The 21406-nt window shown below is 43.5% G+C and carries 22 protein-coding genes; 11 read left to right on the top strand and 11 right to left on the bottom strand.

Going from position 1 to position 21406, the window contains the following annotated elements; all coding sequences use genetic code 11:
• From NBH01_RS12585 to NBH01_RS12595, 3 genes are all read right to left on the bottom strand, one after another.
• Window positions 1-2481, bottom strand: coding sequence for a tetratricopeptide repeat protein (locus tag NBH01_RS12585; protein WP_055219701.1), 2481 nt, complete (start codon window positions 2479-2481; stop codon window positions 1-3).
• Between the two features lie 139 nt (window positions 2482-2620).
• Window positions 2621-3331 (bottom strand): UMP kinase, encoded by a 711-nt coding sequence (gene pyrH / locus NBH01_RS12590; protein ID WP_008759596.1) that lies wholly within the window; start codon window positions 3329-3331, stop codon window positions 2621-2623.
• A 73-nt stretch (window positions 3332-3404) separates the two neighbouring features.
• Window positions 3405-4724 carry an MATE family efflux transporter gene (locus NBH01_RS12595; RefSeq protein ID WP_250700132.1) on the bottom strand — a complete coding sequence of 440 codons (1320 nt, stop codon included), beginning with the start codon at window positions 4722-4724 and terminating at the stop codon, window positions 3405-3407.
• Window positions 4725-4835: 111 nt separating this feature from the next.
• Between NBH01_RS12595 and NBH01_RS12600 the strand changes: the two genes are divergently transcribed.
• Window positions 4836-5519 (top strand): tetratricopeptide repeat protein, encoded by a 684-nt coding sequence (locus NBH01_RS12600; RefSeq protein ID WP_008764006.1) that lies wholly within the window; start codon window positions 4836-4838, stop codon window positions 5517-5519.
• Window positions 5520-5581: 62 nt separating this feature from the next.
• Here NBH01_RS12600 and NBH01_RS12605 read toward each other — a convergent pair whose 3' ends face one another.
• The 4 genes from NBH01_RS12605 to NBH01_RS12620 form a co-directional block, all read right to left on the bottom strand.
• Window positions 5582-6886, bottom strand: coding sequence for a zinc-dependent metalloproteinase lipoprotein (locus tag NBH01_RS12605; RefSeq protein ID WP_074859065.1), 1305 nt, complete (start codon window positions 6884-6886; stop codon window positions 5582-5584).
• Between the two features lie 72 nt (window positions 6887-6958).
• A complete protein-coding gene (locus NBH01_RS12610) occupies window positions 6959-7723 on the bottom strand; it encodes a biotin--[acetyl-CoA-carboxylase] ligase (protein ID WP_234155876.1) in 765 nt (254 codons plus the stop codon).
• Window positions 7707-8063: an MmcQ/YjbR family DNA-binding protein gene (locus tag NBH01_RS12615; RefSeq protein ID WP_250700133.1), complete on the bottom strand. Its 357-nt coding sequence runs from the start codon at window positions 8061-8063 to the stop codon at window positions 7707-7709. Before NBH01_RS12615 ends, NBH01_RS12610 begins: the two co-directional genes overlap by 17 nt.
• 50 nt (window positions 8064-8113) lie before the next feature.
• The gene (locus NBH01_RS12620; protein WP_008764002.1) at window positions 8114-8479 is read right to left on the bottom strand and encodes a YraN family protein; all 366 of its coding nucleotides are present in this window, start codon (window positions 8477-8479) and stop codon (window positions 8114-8116) included.
• Window positions 8480-8546: 67 nt separating this feature from the next.
• Here NBH01_RS12620 and NBH01_RS12625 point away from each other — a divergent pair, with 67 nt between their 5' ends.
• Window positions 8547-8780, top strand: a complete 234-nt coding sequence (locus NBH01_RS12625; RefSeq protein WP_008759602.1) for a hypothetical protein — start codon at window positions 8547-8549, stop codon at window positions 8778-8780.
• Between the two features lie 2 nt (window positions 8781-8782).
• Window positions 8783-9223, top strand: a complete 441-nt coding sequence (locus tag NBH01_RS12630; RefSeq protein WP_008759603.1) for a nucleoside deaminase — start codon at window positions 8783-8785, stop codon at window positions 9221-9223.
• A 54-nt stretch (window positions 9224-9277) separates the two neighbouring features.
• Here the strand turns inward: NBH01_RS12630 and NBH01_RS12635 are convergent, their stop codons facing one another.
• The 3 genes from NBH01_RS12635 to NBH01_RS12645 all read right to left on the bottom strand — a co-directional run bounded on the left by NBH01_RS12635 (window position 9278) and on the right by NBH01_RS12645 (window position 11048).
• Window positions 9278-9577, bottom strand: coding sequence for a DUF4834 family protein (locus tag NBH01_RS12635; RefSeq protein ID WP_250700134.1), 300 nt, complete (start codon window positions 9575-9577; stop codon window positions 9278-9280).
• A 66-nt stretch (window positions 9578-9643) separates the two neighbouring features.
• A complete protein-coding gene (gene pssA / locus NBH01_RS12640) occupies window positions 9644-10351 on the bottom strand; it encodes a CDP-diacylglycerol--serine O-phosphatidyltransferase (protein WP_008759605.1) in 708 nt (235 codons plus the stop codon).
• Between the two features lie 10 nt (window positions 10352-10361).
• On the bottom strand, window positions 10362-11048 hold the full coding sequence (locus NBH01_RS12645) for a phosphatidylserine decarboxylase family protein (protein ID WP_008759606.1): 687 nt from the start codon (window positions 11046-11048) through the stop codon (window positions 10362-10364).
• Window positions 11049-11209: 161 nt separating this feature from the next.
• Here NBH01_RS12645 and dnaE point away from each other — a divergent pair, with 161 nt between their 5' ends.
• The 4 genes from dnaE (at window position 11210) to NBH01_RS12665 (ending at window position 16784) form a co-directional block, all read left to right on the top strand.
• Window positions 11210-15013 carry a DNA polymerase III subunit alpha gene (gene dnaE / locus NBH01_RS12650; RefSeq protein ID WP_225679660.1) on the top strand — a complete coding sequence of 1268 codons (3804 nt, stop codon included), beginning with the start codon at window positions 11210-11212 and terminating at the stop codon, window positions 15011-15013.
• A 68-nt stretch (window positions 15014-15081) separates the two neighbouring features.
• Window positions 15082-15396, top strand: coding sequence for a thioredoxin (gene trxA, locus NBH01_RS12655; RefSeq protein ID WP_225679658.1), 315 nt, complete (start codon window positions 15082-15084; stop codon window positions 15394-15396).
• A 43-nt stretch (window positions 15397-15439) separates the two neighbouring features.
• Window positions 15440-15775, top strand: coding sequence for a hypothetical protein (locus tag NBH01_RS12660; protein ID WP_008759609.1), 336 nt, complete (start codon window positions 15440-15442; stop codon window positions 15773-15775).
• A 403-nt stretch (window positions 15776-16178) separates the two neighbouring features.
• Window positions 16179-16784, top strand: a complete 606-nt coding sequence (locus NBH01_RS12665) for an HU family DNA-binding protein (protein ID WP_225679655.1) — start codon at window positions 16179-16181, stop codon at window positions 16782-16784.
• Between the two features lie 9 nt (window positions 16785-16793).
• Here NBH01_RS12665 and NBH01_RS12670 read toward each other — a convergent pair whose 3' ends face one another.
• Entirely contained in the window at window positions 16794-17519 is a 726-nt protein-coding gene (locus tag NBH01_RS12670; RefSeq protein ID WP_016268648.1) for an RDD family protein, read from the bottom strand.
• Between the two features lie 100 nt (window positions 17520-17619).
• Here NBH01_RS12670 and NBH01_RS12675 point away from each other — a divergent pair, with 100 nt between their 5' ends.
• The 4 genes from NBH01_RS12675 to NBH01_RS12690 are packed head-to-tail and all read left to right on the top strand — an operon-like array spanning window position 17620 to window position 21401.
• Window positions 17620-18582 (top strand): stage II sporulation protein M, encoded by a 963-nt coding sequence (locus NBH01_RS12675; protein ID WP_055220261.1) that lies wholly within the window; start codon window positions 17620-17622, stop codon window positions 18580-18582.
• A complete protein-coding gene (locus NBH01_RS12680) occupies window positions 18563-19495 on the top strand; it encodes a hypothetical protein (RefSeq protein ID WP_016268646.1) in 933 nt (310 codons plus the stop codon). Before NBH01_RS12675 ends, NBH01_RS12680 begins: the two co-directional genes overlap by 20 nt.
• A 20-nt stretch (window positions 19496-19515) precedes the next feature.
• A complete protein-coding gene (locus tag NBH01_RS12685; protein WP_225679653.1) occupies window positions 19516-20130 on the top strand; it encodes a DUF4129 domain-containing protein in 615 nt (204 codons plus the stop codon).
• Window positions 20127-21401, top strand: coding sequence for a DUF4350 domain-containing protein (locus tag NBH01_RS12690; RefSeq protein WP_196069780.1), 1275 nt, complete (start codon window positions 20127-20129; stop codon window positions 21399-21401). Before NBH01_RS12685 ends, NBH01_RS12690 begins: the two co-directional genes overlap by 4 nt.
• Window positions 21402-21406 lie beyond the last annotated feature (5 nt).

The raw sequence follows: 21406 nt of genomic DNA on the forward strand, positions 1-21406 counted from the left end.
TTACTTTCTGTAAATGCTATTATTGTTGGTCCGGTAGTCATTGATAAGGTAGAGCAGAACGGCATCGTTAGGCAGCGTGCCGCTCTTATACTCCAGCCCTGTTTTCAATAATTCCTCGGAGCCGGGCTGAGATAATTTGGCCAGAAGGTCTCCTTTGGCAAACCGGACAACAAGAGGGTAGGAGCTGAAAAGCTGATTGAGTTCTTTCAGTTCGTTTGCGATGTTTTCCGCCTCTTGCAGAAATTTCAGAGCCTCCGCATTATTGCTGTTCTGATAGTAGGCGATACTTGTATTGAGAGTCATCAATAGATAGTTCGTGCCAAGTTGGGCTTTATTATGCGGATATAGTGTCTTGATGATTTCGTATGCTTTCTTTTGCACTTCCAGTGCTTTGGCATATTTTTTAAGTTTGCCGTATCCCAACGACAGGTTATTGTAGGTAGTGGTGATACTGCCCATCATATCCACGTCGTTCGGCTTTTGTTTCAGGTGCTTTTCCCTGTCTTTCTTTACTTTTTCTAGATGTTCCACTCCTAATTCATACAGTCCTCCGCAAACCATTGCGGTGCCTATACTGTTCTCTGTTCTCAAGTCCTGAAATCCCCATACTCCTTGCATGGTGTATAATGCTTCCAGGTCGATGGCGGCTTTCAGAGCTTTGTCATGTTCGGAAAGTTCCAGGAGCATATCGATATACGATGCCTGCGCACTGATAATCTCAAGAACAAATCTTGCCGGATTCAACTGATTCAGTTTTTCGGCATATTGGTATGCTTGTTCCACATGCTTCCTTTCTTCGGGTTTATTTCCGTTTTTGGAGTAATATAGAATGTATTGTTTCTCGATATTGTACAATAATGAGGTCTTTTGTTCTTCACTGTTGATTTTTAATTCGTTGGCTACCTTGTCTTCAAATGCTTTTATGGTCGTGAGGAAGTTTTCCGGTTCTGTTTCTGTGCTTACGCTGATGTAGGCGAAGTTCCATAAAGCATACCAGTAGGCGCGGGACAAGGGACGCATCTTATACAGTTTCTCGGCTTTTGCCAGAATCTCTTTTATACTGCCGGCTGCCAGTTTGTAATCCGCTTTCTCTACTGCCTGATGGAACAGGTATTCTTGTCTTCCTATTTCAGCTTCGAGTATGGCTTCTTCATTATCTCCTGCATTCTTTTTATTTAGCTCGAATAATTTCTCTGACAGTTCGTTGACTTTAGACACATTGCCTTCCTTCTTGTAAATGTCTGTCAGCGAACTGTATATGTTGGCAAGTTGAGAACTTTGAATATTTATGAACAGCTGATTGTCGCTGTCTGCTATCTCTTCACTGATTTCTTTGATCTGGTCTTCATAGATTTCCTTTGCTTCTTTGAATTCGTTCATGGCTTCGTATGTCTTTCCCATTGAATAGAACGTCTGATGGTAGATAGCATAGTAATCGCCCGAAGGCATGGAAATATTTTTGTTGGACAGTATTTCCAGTGCGTTGATGTCATACTCCAAGGCTTTGATATAGTCTTTCTGATGATGACGCGCAAGGGTACTTTTTATGTTCAGTACTTGTACGAGAGATTTCTCGTCAAATGAAAGTTTCTGGCATTTGTCCAACCATTCCATGGTATCACTGTCTTCCAGTCCTATTTTCTGCAATGCGTATTTAAATACGTATGTAAACCTGTCGGGAAGTGCTTCGGCTACGAACTTGTAGGCATCATTTGCTTTCTTCTCGTTTTCCATTCCTCCGGTCAGGGCGCAGAGGTCGGCATATCGGTACATTGTTTCGGCCAGTTTGTCGATGTCTTCCTCTGCTTTTGTTTTCTGTGACAGCTTCTCTCTGGCTTGAGTGATAATTCCGGATTTATTGTATAGCTCGATGGCTTCAGACAGTTTTCCGGCATTGACCAGTTCCAGTACTTGCTTCTCAATGGCGTTGATGTCATCCGGATTTATTCTCGCAAACTTCTCAGCGTACTGATCGATCTGATTCATAAATGATCTGGATTCCTCCGCCATCGCTTTCAGACGGTCGCTGCGCTCTTGCAGACTGATTTTCTGTGCTATATATAGCTGGTTGACTTCTTCAATGGCTTTTTCTTGTTTTTTCGAAAAGTGGGCAACGGAGATGGAATAATACTTGTTCTTGCTTTCTTCTATAGTACCTTCGGGAGCCATCACAATGCTCAACGGACGTTTTTCGGATAGAATCCACCCATTGATCATGTCTTTATTTACCAGTTCATATCCTTTCTTATATACATTCGGAGAAGCGATAGCCATTCCCGGTTTTTGTTTGCTGAAGTTGAACTGGAAATTCCCGTTGGCATCCGTATCGGTGGCAGGGGCATCGGTAGCTGTCAGTTGTACTCCCGGTAGTGGGGACTTATTTGAATTAAAAATCTGTACTGTACCTTTTTGAGACATTTGTGCGTAAGCACTTCCGGATAGTAATAAGAATATCCAGAAACAAGCGTTTTTGGTTTTCATAGCTTTTATTTCTTAATGATGTATATGCAAGTCAACAAAAGGAATGTGGAGGGAGAAAGTAATCGGGACTGACTAAAAAGTCTGAAAGCTGATTATATCCTTTTTAGTCGGCCCCGGGTATATTGGCAGGGAGTCAGGATCAGTTGTGTACTACTGTTCCTATTTCTTCTCCGCTGATTACTTTTTTGAGGTTTCCTACCGTGTCCATGTCAAAAACAACAATCGGCAGGTTGTTTTCCTTGCACATACAGGTAGCTGTGAGGTCCATCACTTTCAGACCGCGTTTCAGTACTTCATCGTATGTGATGTCACTGAATTTTGTAGCTGTAGGGTCTTTCTCCGGGTCGGCTGTGTAGATGCCGTCTACGCGGGTACCTTTCAGCATTACGTCTGCTTCGATTTCGATGCCGCGCAGTGAAGAGCCGGTGTCTGTGGTAAAGAAAGGATTTCCCGTACCGCCGGACATGATAACGATTTCACCGTTTTCCATGCATTCAATCGCTTTCCATTTGCTGTAGAATTCACCGATCGGCTCCATGCGGACTGCTGTAAGTACACGGGCCTTCACTCCGGCTGCTACTAATGCGGAACTTAATGCAAGGCTGTTGATGACAGTTGCCAGCATACCCATCTGATCACCTTTCACACGGTCGAAGCCCTTGTTGGCTCCGCTTAGTCCACGGAAGATATTTCCGCCGCCGATAACGATGCCGATTTGTACTCCCTGTTCATGGATTTCTTTGATTTGTGCGGCATATTCCGCCAGTCTTTTTTCGTCGATGCCGTATTGTTTTTCCCCCATCAGGCTTTCTCCGCTGAGCTTCAGCAGAATTCTTTTATACTTTGCCATATCTTTTTACATTTAGTTTACCGCAAATATAGAGATAATTTGTTGGATAGACCTCATAGTTGCGCGATAACTTTTATATCGCTTTCTTCACTATTTCTCTTCCGATGAAGGTCTGCACGATTCCCCTCAATGAAAGGTAAGTGATGAAAGCCAGCCATAAAGCGTGATTTCCCAAGAGATTGTGGAAGGCATAGTAGATAATAAAAAAGCTGACGGAAGCAACCAGCATTGAATAAAGCATCTGGCGGGTGGCGGTGGCGCCGATAAACACACCATCCCATAAGAAAGCGGAGAAACCTGTCAATGGGATGGCGAGTGCCCAATAAAAGTAAGTGTCTGAGGAGCTTATTACCGAAACATCATTTGTCAGTAACCCGAGAAATTCTTTTCCGCCTATTGCATATAAAAGGGTGAATGCTGCCGAAAGTCCGATGCCCCAATAGAAAAGGTGATTGACCGTATTGCGGAGAGCCGTTTGATTTCTTGCGCCGATATAGCGTCCGGCTAACGCTTCCCCTGCATAGGCGAATCCATCCATAATATAAGAGAAGAGCGTGAACAATTGCATCAGCAGTGTATTTACTGCCAGAACGACTTCTCCCTGTGCAGCTCCTGCAGAGGTGAAGAACATCGTTACGATTACCAGGCAGAGGGTACGGAAAAAGATGTCACGGTTTACCCGGAAGAAACGGTACATTGCCTGCTTCTGTATGATATCTTTCCATACAATACGTTTTCGGAGCGTGCTGTAATAACGCATATACAATAGTATGGCCATAAAGAAACCTGCATACTGTGCGATAAGGGTTCCGGCGGCGACTCCTGCCACTTTCATATCCAAGAGATAGACGAAAGACAAACTGGCGATAATATTGACAATATTCTGCGTGATGGCAATATACATCGGGAAGCGTGAGTTCTGCATTCCGATAAACCAGCCTGCAAATCCATAAAGACCTAGCATTGCCGGAGCTCCCCAAATACAGATATAGAAATAGGTAGTTGCCAGTTGCTTTACTTCTTCTGTAATCTGTATGAGTGTGAATGCCGCATTAAGGATAGGATATTGAAGGATCAGCAGGCATAGGGCAATAAAGAGTCCGACACCGACAGAACGTATCAGTAACCGGTTGATTTCGTTTAAGTCATGCTGCCCGTAGGCTTGTGAGGTCATGCCGCTTGTTCCCATACGTAGGAATCCGAAGATCCAGTAGATGATATTGAACAACATTCCTCCTACGGCAATCGCTCCGATATATGCCGGAGAGCCGAGATGTCCAACGATAGTGACATCGATAAGTCCCAGCAATGGCACGGTAATATTCGAAATAATCGATGGTACGGCAATCTGTAATATTCGTCTGTTTTCGGAGGTCGTCTTTTTATTTATCATCTTGTAGAAACACTTTTATCAAATAGATTGTTCTTTTTGCGAACAAAGGTACATATTTTATTATTTTATTGTATCTTTGCGTGTCACGAACTAGAAACAATGTAACTGATTATGAAAACCTTAACTCTCCTTCTTTTTTCTTTGTTTTCGTTGCCGCTGATGCTGAATGCACAGACGGCCGATGAAATGTTGCATAAAGTCACGGCTGCTATTGAGGCTGGACAGCATGGACAGGCGGTTAGCTATTTCCGTCAGGCTATCAGTCTGAATATAGACCGCTCGGAAATGTTCTATTGGACGAGTATAGACAAGAGTAGTGAGATCAGCTCGAAACTTTCTAATGAGTTGGCTCTTGCCTATAAGAAGAATCGGAATTATGACAAAGCCTTTTTGTTTTATAAAGAACTGTCGCAGAAGGACCCTGATAATGTAGATTATCTGGAGGCTGTTGCCGAAATGCAGGTATGTCGTGGACAGGAGAAGGATGCGTTGCGTATGTACGAGAATATATTGAAGTTGGATGCGGATAATCTGGCAGCCAATATTTTTCTCGGTAATTATTATTATCTGATGGCGGAGCAGGAGAAGAAAAAACTGGAAAGTGACTACAAAAAGCTTTCTTCACCGACAAAAATGCAATATGCACGTTATCGGGACGGGTTGTCGAAATTGTTTGCTACCGGATATGAGAAAGCACGAAGCTCTTTACAGAAAGTGGTGCTACGGTTTCCTTCTACAGAGGCTCAGAAAACGTTAGATAAGATTTTGAGGATAGAGAAAGAGGTGAATCGCTGAGCGGTTCACCTCTTTCTCTATTAGTCTTTTCCTATAAGGATTTAAATTTATCAGAAGTAACCTTAGTATTTGAATTGTATTGGTGGTTTCTCATCACTAGCTAAAGAACGAGTATCAGTAGATGTATATTCTTTAGGCCCGGGTATCAATGGACTATATGAAAGTACATGGCGGATTCTTTTGCGTTGATCGGAAGTGAATACATCAGAGAAACAGTAAGCATAATCCATAATATTGCGTGATATGAATGACTCTCCTTCGCAGTTATGTCTTGCGCTTAAGTAAGTGAGGGTATACTGTTGGTCTCCTGACAGCCCATTTACCCAGTCTGTATATTCTGTAATATTATAAGTTGGAGTATCATCACAATAATCCGTATCCTTACATAAATCTGTATTATCTCCATCCTCGGAAAATGCATGATGAAGACCCAAATAATGTCCTAGTTCGTGTGCGAGGGTGACATAAACATCATAAGGGGTATATTGGATATTATTGCTATTTTCATAGATGTAAGTACTATTGATGGATACACAATGAGGGTATGCTACTTCATTTTTTAAATAGTAATTACCGTTATTCAAACCTGCTAGCGGGTAGGTAGATAGCGCATAAGGTAAATGCGAAATCCCCAAAATACTTTTATTTGTGAATGGATAAATGAAGATGTTAATATATAATTTCGGATTCCAAATCATTTTTGCATATTCTTTTGCTTGACTTTCATTCTTCCCATCCATAAACAGGGTACAGTCCATGGATGGAGTATCCCATTCAATATATTCAATACCCGGTTCCTCTAAAGAAGTACCATCAGGCGCTTCGGTAGCCATAATGAATTCCAAATTCATATCTTGGCTAATGTTATTATTTGCGTTTTTATATATTTTGTTTTGATAAATCGAATTACAGGCATTTATGATTTCAGTAAGTCGTTCTTTTTCTACATATTGATTCCGGTCTGCCGGGTTATTATAGAGTACATGAAAGATGACAGGTAACTTATAATGATATTCATCAACAGGAGTAGTAGTAGCTAATTGAGATATTTTGATGATTTTAGTTACTTTCTTTGAGATAATAGTAACGGTTGCATTTCTTTCTTTAGAAGTATTATTTGCATGAATAGTTAAAATAAGTTCTCCGTCACTGTTAGCACTTTGTTTGTTAGGTATACACCATGACTGGTTGCTACTTGTCTGCCAGGTAGAGTTACACGTCACATCTATTTTTAATGTCTCGCCATTTGCGCTAACATCATCGAAAGTTGATTGCGATAATTCCAGTTTCGCTGTTTCTGAATCTGAATCGCCACAACTAATAAGGAAAAATAGTAATGGAAGTAGGAAGATTAATCTTGTTTTCATAAATAAGCGAGTTTTTATAGTATATATAAACGTATGGCTCAAAGATAATGTTTTTTGAAACAATAGAGGCTTTTATTTAAAGATGTATTCTACCTCTTTAAACATATATCCTCTTTTTTTCTGCGCATCATCTTCCAGAATCAGCTTCCCTTCAGGCTCTACGCAAATAATTCTCGCAAAGAACTCTCCATCAGCATCTTTATATCGATGCATCCCTTCTTTTCTGAAAAGAGCTTTTTCATATCGGTGGGCTATGAGTTCAGTGTCACCGTTCCGGAGCAATTCATAACCGGATTGAATGCGGAGCATGATATTCTTGAGAATTTCGAAAATGTCATACTGCTTTCCTGTGATTTGCCGGAGCGATATCGGATTTGGAGCAGTACTATGGAATACTTCCTGATTCACATTGATCCCGATTCCGGAAATACTCTGACTGATATTACGCCCCATCAAATCATTTTCGATCAGCATCCCACATATTTTTTTGTCTTTCCAGTAGATATCATTCGGCCATTTGATGGAAAAATCGTCAGCATAGCTATCTAGTTCCTCTTTAATAGCCAAAGACACAATCTGAGAGATCAAGAACTGCCGGCGTGCTTCCAAGAAATCCGGGAAAAGAACAAAACTGAAAAGAAGATTCTTTTTGGGTTCAGATTCCCAGGAATTGCCACGTTGCCCACGTCCGGATGTCTGGAAGTCGGCAACTACAGTCGTAAATGCTGCAACTCCCTGTTGCTTGGCACAAAGAGTCTGCAGATAACTGTTTGTAGAGTTTGTCTCACTGATGTGAATCAATGGGACAGGAAATGACATATCAGGGGAGGGCATCATATTCAGCACGCAGTTTCTTAGTGAATTTCTTGATAACTTCCTCGTAAGAATGATCGACGAGTTCCTTTATTAATTTATCGTCTACGTCTCTATCGAAGTAAACGCCGTTCCAATATTTTTTGTTGAAATGGTAGGCTCCTTCAATGCCTGTATAATGTTCGCGCAGTTCAATGGCACGTTCCGGATCGCATTTCAGTGAGATGGAGTTGGCTCCTTCCAAGTCGATGAGGGCAAACATTTTGTCCATCACCTTCATAACCAGCGATACATCATCAAACGGGAATGATTCGGTAACCCCTTTTTTACTTAAGCAGTATTCCCTGATCGTTTCTACATTCATAAGTCTTTCGATTTTATGTTTTTGCTCTTAGTTAAAATACTTGTTTCCTATTAAAATAAAGGAGGATAAAAAGCTTCCTTTATATGGTCTATTCTGAAATTTCCGTTCTCGCCAATGACAGTGATGATATCGAAACGTACCGGAACGTCAATCTGAAATAGTTTCATATATGCGTCGGCAGCACGTACTGTCCGTTTAATCTTTGGTAAATCGACGGCTTCTTCCGGTTGGGCAAACAAAGTGTTACTGCGTGTTTTCACTTCTACTATCACCAATTCGTTCTCTTTGGCGGCTACGATGTCCAGTTCGAAGTGACCTTTTCTCCAGTTCCGGTGGCGGATAAGATAACCATGCTCTTCGAGATAGGCTACTGCGGCATTTTCTCCTGCTTTCCCTAATTCATTGTGTTCAGCCATCTTTTTTTGCAAATTTACAGCTTTTATTCTTTGTTTTTACAGAAGTAAAAGTAATTTTGCAGAAGATATGAGAAAAAGGAGCAAAAAGTGCCTGAAAATGCACGCTGAGTATACCAAACGGGAACGGCGGATGAGCATTTTGTTGAGCGAAGACGAGCAGTTGATTGTCGATCGTTATCTGGAAAAATACAAGATAACGAATAAGTCACGCTGGCTTCGCGAAACCATTCTCATGTTTATCCATAAAAATATGGAAGAAGATTATCCTACCCTCTTCGGAGAACATGACATGAGACGCTGATGATGACGCTGGACGATACTTACTTCATGAAACAGGCATTGATAGAAGCCGGCAAGGCTGCAGAGCGGGGCGAAGTCCCTGTGGGAGCAGTGGTTGTCTGCAAAGAACGGATCATAGCCCGTGCCCATAACCTGACAGAGACATTGAATGATGTGACAGCCCATGCCGAAATGCAGGCTATCACTGCTGCTGCCAACGTACTTGGCGGAAAGTACCTGAACGAATGTACGTTGTATGTTACAGTAGAACCCTGTGTGATGTGTGCCGGTGCCATTGCTTGGGCACAGACCGGCAAACTGGTTTTTGGTGCGGAAGATGATAAGCGTGGGTATCAGCGATATGCGGCTCAGGCGCTGCATCCTAAAACGGTCGTTGTAAAAGGAATCCTTGCAGATGAATGTGCCACATTGATGAAGGACTTTTTCGCTTCTAAGAGAAGATGAAACAGTGATTAGTAAGTTGCTGACTACACGTTACTAACCACTTTCTATATTATATTATTTTACTTCCTCGAAATCCACATATTCACCGTCATCCTGAGTGAATATTTTCTTATGTTTGGTTCTTGGACTGTTTTCAGCAAAGATTTCCCCTTCGTTATCGGCACGGCTGTCCGTGTTCTGGTTATAGCTGGGACGACCTTGCTGCTGGCCGTTTTGTCCACTCCTTGCCTGCTTCGTCCGGGAAGACGAACCACGGCCAAGCCCGAAAATGGCTCTTAATACAAATCCGACAATCGAAAGGCCAAATATGACAATGGCAACTAGAAAAAGAAGTAAGAATAAAAGTATATGCATTGGGCTATGATTTTATGTTGTAACTTCGATAAAACTCATAGTACAACAAACGTGCCAAGAGATTGTTTATTTACTTTTTCTTGTAAAAAGTGAAAGTAAAATATACCAGACAATGATCGCTGCGAAGCTGCTGATACCTAAGAAAACAAGGAATGGTATACATACAATCAAGAAAATGAAACTGATTTTATTTGTATTCCATGAAAGATTCTTGAATTTCAGCGAGAACATTGGTATCTCTGACACCAGCAACCACGAAAACAGACAAACCAATAAAATAAGGTAGACAGGATGGCAGTTCTCGGAAACGAGGAAGTCATGCGCCCCTACTACGAACGATCCCCAGAATAAGGCGTTTGCCGGAACAGGAAGACCTACGAAAGAACTGGTCTGCCGGGTATCATTATTGAATTTAGCCAGTCGTAACGCTGAGAATACGGAAATCAAAAAGGCTGCGTATGGCAGGTAAGGAGCAAGAAATTCCATATTTGCCGGATAGTACATCTCTTTAAATAAGGAGAATACAATCAGTGAGGGAGCTACACCGAAGCTGACATCATCTGCAAGTGAATCCAAGTCTTTTCCGATGATTGAGTGTGCATTGAGAATACGAGCCAGCATGCCATCGAAAAAATCGAAGACTGCACTCAGAACAATAAAAAGCAGTGCCAGGTCATAACGGGCTTCGAAAGCCATGACACAAGCGATACAACCGGAGAAAAGGTTCAGGCAGGTTACTGTATTCGGAATATTGTTCTTTATAACATTTGTCATTGTGACCGAATTATTTAAGTTTGGCGATAACCGTCTGGTTACCGGTCGTTAATTGTCCCATGTTGACACAGACTTCCGTGCCGAGGGGCAGATATACATCCACACGGGAACCGAATTTGATAAAGCCCATGTGTTCGTCGATATAGCATTCTTCTCCTACTTCTGCGTAGGTGACAATGCGTCGTGCCACGGCTCCGGCGATTTGTCGGGTCAGCACTTCCACTCCTTCCGGAGTTTCTATGACTACGGTAGAACGTTCGTTCTCCGTACTGGCTTTAGGTAACCATGCTTTCATGAAGTTACCGTTGTGGTGGGCTACCTTTTTAATGGTGCCGTCCACCGGATACCAGTTGGCATGTACGTTAACGATGCTCATGAAGATAGAGATCATCAACCGGCGGTCATGGAAGTATTCGTTTTCGTCCACTTCTTCAATGACTACGATTTTGCCGTCAGCAGGAGCGACGACTATCTTTTCTGTATCCTTTCCGAAAAGTCGGATCGGACAGCGGAAGAAGTTAACCATCAGCAGATATACTGCAATACTGGCTACTGCAACCACATAAAAAGGAATTTTGCAATCTATTCCCCAATAAAGGGCCGCATTAATCAGTAGCAGTAGCAGAAAGCTAGCCCATAATATATGTGTTCCTTCGCGGTGAATACGTATCTTTTTTAATTTCTTTAGTCGGCCCATGAATGCTGTTTAATGATATTGTGTGCAAAAATATACTTATTTTAAAAAAACAGCAAGTAAATGAGCAGAGAAATGCGAGTGTTGATAACTTTTTGAGGATTATTTTTGTTTATAACGCGGGAGGTAGTAATTTTATGCCTTCAAATTAACTACTTATCATTATGCAGGATTTCGTTCATTTACACGTTCATACGCAATATTCTCTACTGGATGGTCAGGCAAGTGTCGCCCGTCTGGTAGATAAAGCCATGAAAAATGGGATGAAGGGTATTGCCGTGACCGATCATGGAAATATGTTCGGCATCAAGGAATTTACGAACTATGTCAATAAGAAGAATAGCGGTCCGAAAGGGGAAATCAAGGATCTGAAGAAGCGGATTGCAGGGATTGAAGCCGGCACAGTGGAGTGTGAGGATAAGGAGGCGGAGATAGCTGCCTGCAAGGCGAAGATCGTGGAGGCGGAGAACAAGCTCTTTAAACCGATTATCGGTTGTGAGATGTACGTCGCCCGCCGTACGATGGACTTGAAAGAAGGGAAGCCGGACCAAAGCGGTTATCACCTGATTGTACTTGCCAAGAATGAGAAAGGTTATCATAACCTTATTAAATTAGTATCGCACGCGTGGACGCGCGGGTACTATATGCGTCCGCGTACCGACCGCAGTGAGCTGGAGAAGTATCACGAAGGTCTGATTGTCTGCTCGGCGTGTCTGGGTGGCGAGGTGCCGAAGCGTATTACCGCAGGGCAGTTTGCCGAAGCCGAAGAAGCGATCCAATGGTATAAGAACCTGTTTGGTGATGACTACTATCTGGAGATGCAGCGTCATAAGGCGACTGTACCCCGTGCCAATCATGAATGTTATCCGCTACAGGTAAATGTGAACAAATACTTGCAGGAGTATGCCCGGAAGTATAATATCAAGCTGATCTGCACCAACGACGTTCACTTTGTGGATGAAGAGAATGCCGAGGCACACGACCGTTTGATCTGCCTGAGTACGGGTAAAGACTTGGATGACCCTAGCCGTATGCTATATACCAAACAGGAATGGATGAAGACCCGTGAAGAGATGAATGAACTCTTTGCAGATGTTCCCGAGGCACTGAGCAATACGCTGGAAATTCTAGATAAAGTCGAATATTATTCGATTGACCATGCACCTATCATGCCTACCTTCGCTATTCCTGAAGACTTCGGAACAGAAGAAGGATATCGTGCCAAATATACGGAGAAAGACCTGTTCGATGAGTTTACACAGGACGAAAATGGTAATGTGGTGCTGAGCGAAGAGGAAGGACAAGCCAAGATCAAACGTTTGGGGGGATATGAGAAACTGTATCGTATCAAACTTGAAGGCGACTATCTGGCAAAGTTAGCATTTGACGGTGCGAAAAGAATATATGGCGACCCTTTGTCGGAAGAAGTGAAAGAACGGCTCAACTTCGAGTTGTACATCATGAAAACGATGGGTTTCCCCGGATACTTCTTGATAGTGCAGGACTTTATCAATGCCGCACGCTCGGAACTGGGCGTATCGGTAGGCCCCGGACGTGGTTCGGCTGCCGGTTCGGCAGTGGCTTACTGTCTGGGTATCACCAAGATCGACCCTATCCAATACGACTTGCTGTTCGAGCGTTTCTTGAATCCGGACCGTATTTCGTTGCCCGATATCGATGTGGACTTCGATGACGACGGTCGTGGTGAAGTGCTTCGCTGGGTAACCAATAAATATGGTCAGGAAAAAGTAGCGCATATCATCACGTATGGTACGATGGCTACCAAACTGGCTATCAAAGACGTTGCCCGTGTACAGAAACTTCCTCTCTCGGAGTCCGACCGTCTGGCAAAGCTGGTGCCGGATAAAATCCCCGACAAGAAGCTGAACCTGCGGAATGCCATCGAATACGTCCCCGAACTGCAAGCGGCTGAGGCATCGTCCGACCCGTTGGTGCGAGACACTCTTAAGTATGCCAAAATGCTTGAAGGTAATGTTCGTGGTACCGGTGTGCATGCCTGCGGTACGATTATCTGTCGTGACGACATCACCGACTGGGTGCCTGTAAGTACAGCCGACGATAAGGAAACGGGCGAAAAGATGCTCGTTACCCAGTATGAAGGTTCGGTGATCGAGGATACCGGATTGATCAAGATGGACTTCCTCGGGTTGAAAACATTGTCTATTATTAAGGAGGCAGTTGAGAATATCCGTCTGAGTCGTAGTCTGGAGATAGACGTAGACCAGATCGATATTACCGATCCGGCAACTTACAAATTATATAGTGACGGACGTACCATCGGAACGTTCCAGTTTGAATCTGCCGGAATGCAGAAGTACCTGCGCGAATTGCAGCCTTCTACCTTCGAAGATTTGATCGCCATGAATGCCCTCTATCGTCCGGGTCCGATGGATTATATTCCGGACTTCATCGACCGTAAGCATGGTCGTAAGCCGATTGAATATGACATTCCGGTGATGGAGAAATATCTGAAAGATACGTATGGCATTACGGTCTATCAGGAACAGGTGATGCTTTTGTCACGTCTGCTGGCGGATTTTACCCGTGGTGAGTCCGATGCCCTTCGTAAAGCGATGGGTAAGAAGCTGCGTGATAAGCTGGATCACATGAAGCCTAAGTTTATCGAAGGTGGACGCAAGAACGGGCATGACCCGAAAGTACTTGAAAAGATTTGGACCGACTGGGAAAAGTTTGCCTCTTATGCGTTCAACAAATCGCACGCTACTTGCTACTCATGGGTAGCTTATCAGACAGCCTATCTGAAAGCGAACTACCCGTCGGAATACATGGCGGCTGTCATGAGCCGAAGTTTGTCCAACATTACCGATATCACGAAGCTGATGGACGAATGCAAGGCAATGGGTATCCAGACGCTCGGTCCGGATGTGAATGAGAGTAACCTGAAGTTTACGGTTAACCACGACGGTAATATCCGTTTCGGACTGGGAGCGGTGAAAGGCGTAGGCGAAGCTGCCGTGCAAAGCATTGTAGAAGAACGTAATACCAACGGACCATTCAAAGGTATCTTTGACTTCGTACAACGTGTCAATCTGAATGCCTGCAATAAAAAGAATATGGAATGTCTGGCGTTGGCGGGAGGTTTCGACAGTTTCCCCGAATTGAAGCGGGAGCAGTACTTTGCCGTCAACTCTAAGGGCGAAGTATTCCTCGAAACTTTAATGCGATACGGTAACCGCTATCAGGAAGACAAGAGAGCTGCCATCAATTCATTGTTCGGTGGAGTGAATGTTGTCGATATCGCCACCCCCGAAATACCTCAGGGAGTAGAGCGCTGGGGCGACCTCGAACGTCTGAACAAGGAACGCGACCTGGTAGGTATCTACCTTTCCGCCCATCCGCTGGATGAGTTTGCGATTGTGCTGGATCACGTCTGCAATACCCGTATGGCAGATTTGGAAGATAAGGCGGCTTTGGCAGGCCGGGAGATTACAATGGGTGGCATTGTGACCAGTGTCCGTCGTGGAGTCAGCAAGAATGGTAATCCGTATGGCATTGCCAAGATCGAAGACTATTCGGGCTCTACGGAAATACCTTTCTGGGGAAATGACTGGGTGACTTATCAGGGCTATCTGAATGAAGGGACGTTCCTGTATATCAAAGCCCGTTGTCAGGCCAAGCAATGGCGGCAGGACGAGCTGGAAGTCAAGATCACTTCGATGGAACTTCTGCCCGACGTGAAAGAAGAACTGGTGCAGAAGATCACCATTATTATTCCTCTGTCGGTGTTAAATTCGGGATTGGTTACCGAACTGGCCACTTTGACCAAAGAACATCCCGGCAATACGGAACTCTACTTCAAAGTGACGGACGATACGGACAGCCGTATGTCGGTCGATCTGATTTCCCGTCCGGTCAAGCTTTCGGTAGGCAGAGATTTAATAACATATTTAAAGGAGCGCCCCGAACTTGGATTCCGTATAAATTGATTATCTTTGTAGCGCAAATCTACAAATGAAGTAATACATAATAATTAATACTTAATACTTAAAAAGAAATGGCTTTAGAAATTACAGACAGCAACTATAAGGAAATCCTTGCAGAAGGAAAGCCTGTTGTGGTGGATTTTTGGGCTCCCTGGTGTGGCCCTTGTAAAATGGTGGCTCCTATTATTGAAGAATTGGCTGCGGAGTTTGAAGGACAAGTCATCATCGGTAAATGCGATGTGGATGAAAACAGCGATGTGGCTGCCGAATATGGTATCCGCAACATTCCTACTGTTTTGTTCTTCAAGAATGGTGAGATTGTAGACAAGCAGGTAGGCGCAGTCGCCAAACCGGTATTCGTGGAAAAAGTGAAGAACCTTCTCTAAACTTTGTATAATACTTAATACTTATTACTTAATACTTACAACCATGGGACTGGAAGATGATTTTTTATTAGAAGATGCCGATGACGAAAAGACCGTCGAGTTTATCAAGAACTATCTGCCTCAGGAACTGAAAGAGAAGTTCGAGGACGATGAACTGTACTATTTTCTCGATCTGATAGACGAGTACTACTCAGAAAGTGGCATTCTTGACGCTCAGCCCGATAACGACGGCTACGTAAACATCGACTTGGAAGAGGTCGTAGCTTACATCGTGAAAGAAGCCAAGAAGGACGAAATGGGAGAATATGATCCCGAAGAAATCCTTTTTGTGGTTCAGGGAGAAATGGAATATGGAAACTCTCTGGGGCAGGTGGACTAATTGTCGCTAGTCACCACTGTAGATAAATGAAAGGAATATAGCCTGAAAGATTTGCGTCTTTCAGGCTATTTCTTTTTCCATCCTTATGTTTTTTCTTTCCGGTATTTCCTGCCAAGTAAATTGGCTGCACTTCCTCAGAATACACTGTACCTGCTATCTGCTTATTTTATTAAACACCCATGTGAAAAATAGTTTCGGGGCTTTCAGATTTTTAGTATCTTTGTTCGTTGTTTTTTGCGTATCACTAAGGTCTGATAATTGAAGCACATTAGTGCTTCAATTGTTGCACCTAGGTAACTCTTTCGTTGCACCTAAGTGCAACGAAAGAAAATAACCAAGCAAACGACTAATTGCTTAAATAGTAACCGATAAGTTATTAACAGCCAAACATAAAATTATTCTTATGAGCATTTATTACGACCTTTATGAGAATCCGGATAAAGAGGGTACCGAAGAACAGAAGTTGCTGCATGCACGGGTAGTACCAAGCGGAACGTATACAACCAAAGAGTTTGTGGAACGGGTATCCATGATGCACCATATTCCTCATGCGCAATTAGTTGGAGCAGTGGAAGCGATCACCGACGAGTTGCAGACGCTGCTGTCCAGAGGATATATTGTGGAGTTTGGAGATTTGGGGCATTTTTCTCTGACCCTCTCTTTGGAGAAAGAAATCACTGACAGAAAAGAAGTGCGCTCTCCATCTGTCCATCTGAAAAATATCAAATTAAAGGTAAAGCAAACATATAAGAGAGAACTGAACTCTAAAATGGATTTAGAACGAATATCTTCCCCTACGCGTTCCAATATGAACATATCAGAAGAAGAATGTCTGAAAAGATTGCAGGACTTTCTGGAGAAACATCCTTGTATCAATCGGGCAGATTATTGTGCTATCACCGGAATGAATAAAACACAGGCTATACGGCAATTGAATCTTTTCATTGAAAAGGGAGTTATTCAGAAATATGGGACTGGGAAGACGGTAGTGTATATACGTGTTGTGTAAATTCTTATTTTAGATTTCCTCCAACGCATAATACTGATAATCCCGAAGTACCGTTTGAAGAAACTTCTCCTGATTATTCTCTCGTGGAGTAACAGATAAGATTTCCTGCACCTTTTTGGCGAGTAATGTAACGCGCCTTACCCGATCCTTTTCACCGGACTCCAGCGTTCGGGTGATTACGTTCACCTGTTCCAATGATAAATCAGCAGATTGTGGATACGTCGGATGATAATTCTTGGTCAGATAGTCAAATTCATCGAGGCTGACGTGTATCTTGCGATAATTCTTCTCTTTGATCACCATCGTTCCGGCTGCTAAATCACCCAGTCTCTGACTGTTTTTAGTCAGCAGAACGACTAAAAGCCCTAAACCGCCCGTGCCGGGACCGTCAATGATGAAGAGAAGCCAGCGCAACAGATAAGCACTGATGCTGGGAGTAGAACCGTCTGATTTTACGACGCGTATATTCATCAGACGTTTTCCGAAACTCTGCCCGTGATTGAACATTTCGCAGAGGAACGAGTAAAGAAGTACAGGCAAATAAACGAGGCACAGAAAAAAGACCGTACCGACTCCGGAAGATAAATGCAGTTTAACAATGAGTGTCGTCACAGAATATAGATAAATCACAATCAGGGAATAATCGATGACCAAAGCCAGCAATCGTTCGCCGATACTGGCGGGCGTTTGGCTGATTCGAACAAACTGACCGGTAATAATCGTAGATTCTGCCATTCTTGGTTAAACATTTTTAGATTTAAGTTGCAAATATATCATAATTCTTTTACTTTTGCTTCCGGTTTCGGACAAAACTTATCCGAAATCTCTGAAAAGCATGAAGGAAGTTACGTTTATCCGTCGGAACATTGAAAAATGGAAAGGGACCGAAAAGGTGGTGGAACAGGCTGCAAACCTGTCCCCTGACCAACTTGCCGACGCCTATACGGAACTGACTGCCGACCTGGCTTTTGCACAGACCCATTTCCCGACTTCCCGCATTACCATTTATTTAAATAATCTCGCTTCAGCCCTGCATAATGAAATCTATCGGAGCAAGCGTGAGAAATGGACACGCATTATCACTTTCTGGACACGGGAAGTGCCGCAGACCATGCATGATGCGCGGCGTGAGTTACTGATTTCTTTTATCATCTTTGCCGTCAGTGCGTTGATCGGGGCAGTATCTGCCGCCAATGATCAGGAGTTTGTACGTTTGATAATGGGCAATCAGTATGTAGATATGACATTGGACAATATTGCCAGGGGTGAGCCGATGGCAGTATACAACGGTTCTCCCGAAGCTCCGATGTTTCTGGGCATTACAATCAATAATATAAGAGTATCCTTCCTGTGTTTTGCCTCGGGGATACTGACCAGTTTTGGTACGGGGTTTATACTTCTTCAGAATGGAATTATGCTCGGTTCATTTCAGATGTTCTTTTATCAGCACGACCTGCTTTGGGAGTCGGCACTTGCCGTCTGGCTGCACGGAACTCTTGAAATATGGGCGATCATCGTAGCCGGTGCTGCCGGACTTGCTTTGGGCAACGGCTGGCTGTTTCCCGGCACCTATTCGAGACTCGAATCTTTCCGCAGAGGAGCGAAAAGAGGGCTGAAGATTGTAATCGGTACGGTGCCCGTGTTTATCATGGCGGGATTTATCGAAGGCTTTATCACCCGTCACACCGAACTTCCGGATATGCTGAGGCTCGGCATCATCCTTACATCCCTTGCATTTATCATCTTTTACTATATTTATTTACCAAATAGAAAAAAACATGGAATCACAGAAACCTAAGGTTGCAATGTACGTGAAACGTTCTTTCGGTGATAAGTTGAACGCTTCTTTTGACTTCATAAAAGAGAATTGGAAAATACTGTTGAAGTTTACGACTTATCTGCTTTTGCCTGTAAGCCTTATTCAGGCGTTAAGTCTGAACGGACTGATGGGAGGAGCGTTTGCCATGACTGCTATGTCCAAGACTGCGACGGTGCCGGATACTGCATCTTTATTGGGATTTATGTCCTATTACGGTCTGTATATGATTGTATTTATGATAGGCAGCATTTTGCTGACCTCCATGATCTATGCATTGATCCGTACCTATAATGAACGTGAAGAACGCTTGGAGGGAATCACGTTGGGCATTTTGAAGCCTTTATTGTTCCGCAATATCAAGAGACTGCTTGTAATGACTCTTTTCTCCATCTTAGTCATGCTTTTGGTGGGGCTTGTAGTAGGTCTGCTGGCGTTTCTGTCACTGTTCACCTTGTTTCTGACCATTCCGCTTCTTATCGCTTTTGTAGTGCCGCTTGCGTTATGGGCGCCTATCTACCTGTTTGAGGATATTACAGTGATGGAGTCTTTCAAAAAGACATTCCGGCTGGGTTTTGCCACTTGGGGAGGTGTCTTCTTGATATCTCTGATCATGGGATTTATTGCTAATGTATTGCAGGGAGTGACTATGATGCCGTGGTATATCGCTACGCTGGTGAAATATTTCTTCTCATTAAGTGATGTCGGAAGCGAGACGACAGTATCGGCAGGATATAGCTTTATCCTTTATCTGCTTGGTATTGTACAGGCATTCGGCGCTTATCTTTCCATGATTTTCACTTTTGTCGGAATGGCCTACCAGTACGGTCATGCTTCCGAAGTGGTAGATAGTGTAACTGTAGAGAGCGATATTGATAATTTCGATAAACTCTAAACATATATAATTCAGAATAGATGCTGACATCCCCGGCTGATACATTGGTTTGCGACACCGTGCAGATTGCCAAATGGCAATCCGAATCGGCGTATGACTACAATCGTGAACTGATAACTCCTGAAATCAATATCTTTGAATGGTTTCGCAGGCAGTTTGGGGAATTGTTGCGGAAGATATTCGGCAGCCGTTTTGCCGAAGAGTATTCCGAACTTATATTAATATGTCTGGCCATTATTATTCTGCTCCTGATTATATGGTTTGTTTATAAGAAGCGTCCGGAGTTATTCATGCGTTCGCCCAAGAATAAACTGCCTTATGAAGTGGGGGAAGATACGATTTACGGTGTGGATTTTTCGGGAGGGATTGCCGATGCGCTTTCCCGTTCCGATTATCGGGAGGCGGTGCGTCTGCTTTATTTGCAGACATTGAAACGGCTTAGCGATGAGAAACGCATTGACTGGCAGCCTTATAAAACACCCACACAGTATATCAATGAAGTACGGATGCCCGTTTTCCGTCAGTTGACCAATCATTTCCTGCGGGTTCGTTACGGTAACTTTGAGGCTACGGAAGAACTGTTCAATTCCATGAAATCCTTGCAGGAAGAAATCGGGAAAGGAGGGGGCTCATGAGGGGAAGCCGCTGGTTTATCTTCTTTGTCCTTGCTTTTCTGCTGCTGATGTTTGCCATAGAGTATCATCTGCCGAAGAAATTTGTATGGGTGCCTACCTTTAGCCATTATGATGAGCAGCCTTTCGGATGCGCTGTGTTCGACAGTCTGCTGACCGTTTCCCTGCCTTCGGGATATACACTGTCCCGAAAGACTTTTTATCAGATGGAACAGGAAGATACCGTTCACAATAAAGGAATACTACTGATTGCCACTAATTTACCTTTCGGACGGGTGGATATAGAAGCCCTGCTCAAAATGGCGGACCGGGGAAATAAGATCATGCTGGTAAGCAGTTCTTTTACCAAGATTCTGGAGGATACGCTGAAGTTTGATTGCACTTATTCTTATTTCAGATCGGTCGATTTGAAAAAATATGCCGCTTCGTTATTGAAGCGGGACAGTATTTATTGGATCGGTGATCCGGAAGTTTATTCGCGGCAGGTGTTCCGTTTTTATCCGCAGTTCTGCAAGTCCTATTTCCGCCGTTATGATTCGCTGCCGGTACGTAAACTGGCGGAGGTCAATCTGGCAAGCGGTATGGGGCACGCATTGGATGAATTGGATTCTACGACCGTTTCCCGTAATTATCATCCGTTGGTGGCTATGGTGCGTCCGTGGGGAAAGGGGGAAATCATTCTGGTTTCTACTCCTTTGCTTTTTACTAATTACGGAGTGCTGGATGAGAAAAATGCGACTTACATATTCCGCATCCTGTCGCAGATGGGAGAACTGCCTATTGTCCGCACCGAAGGATATATGAAGGAAACTGCACAGACGCAGCGATCTCCTTTGCGTTATTTTCTGTCGCAAAGGCCGCTTCGCTGGGCGATCTATCTGTCGATGTTCGCTATCTTGCTCTTTATGGTGTTTACAGCGCGGAGGCGGCAACGGGCAATACCTGTCATACAGGAACCGGAAAACAAATCCCTTGAATTTACCAAGTTGATAGGCACGCTTTATTATCAGAAGAATGATCATGCCAATCTGGTTCATAAGAAGTTCACCTACTTTGCGGAAGTACTGAGAAGAGAGATTCAGGTAGATGTGGAGGAAGTAGCAGATGATGAACGTTCTTTCCACCGGATCGCTCAGAAGACGGGGATGGAGGTGGAAGAAATCAGCAGGTTGATTCGCGAAATCAGACCGGTGATTTATGGAGGACGTGTCCTTTCCGGTGAAGAAATGAAGGGATTTATTGATAAAATGAATGAAATAATCAATCATATTTAAAGAAG

The organism is Bacteroides sp. B1-V-101 (assembly GCF_023656585.1).
GTDB lineage: Bacteria > Bacteroidota > Bacteroidia > Bacteroidales > Bacteroidaceae > Bacteroides > Bacteroides thetaiotaomicron.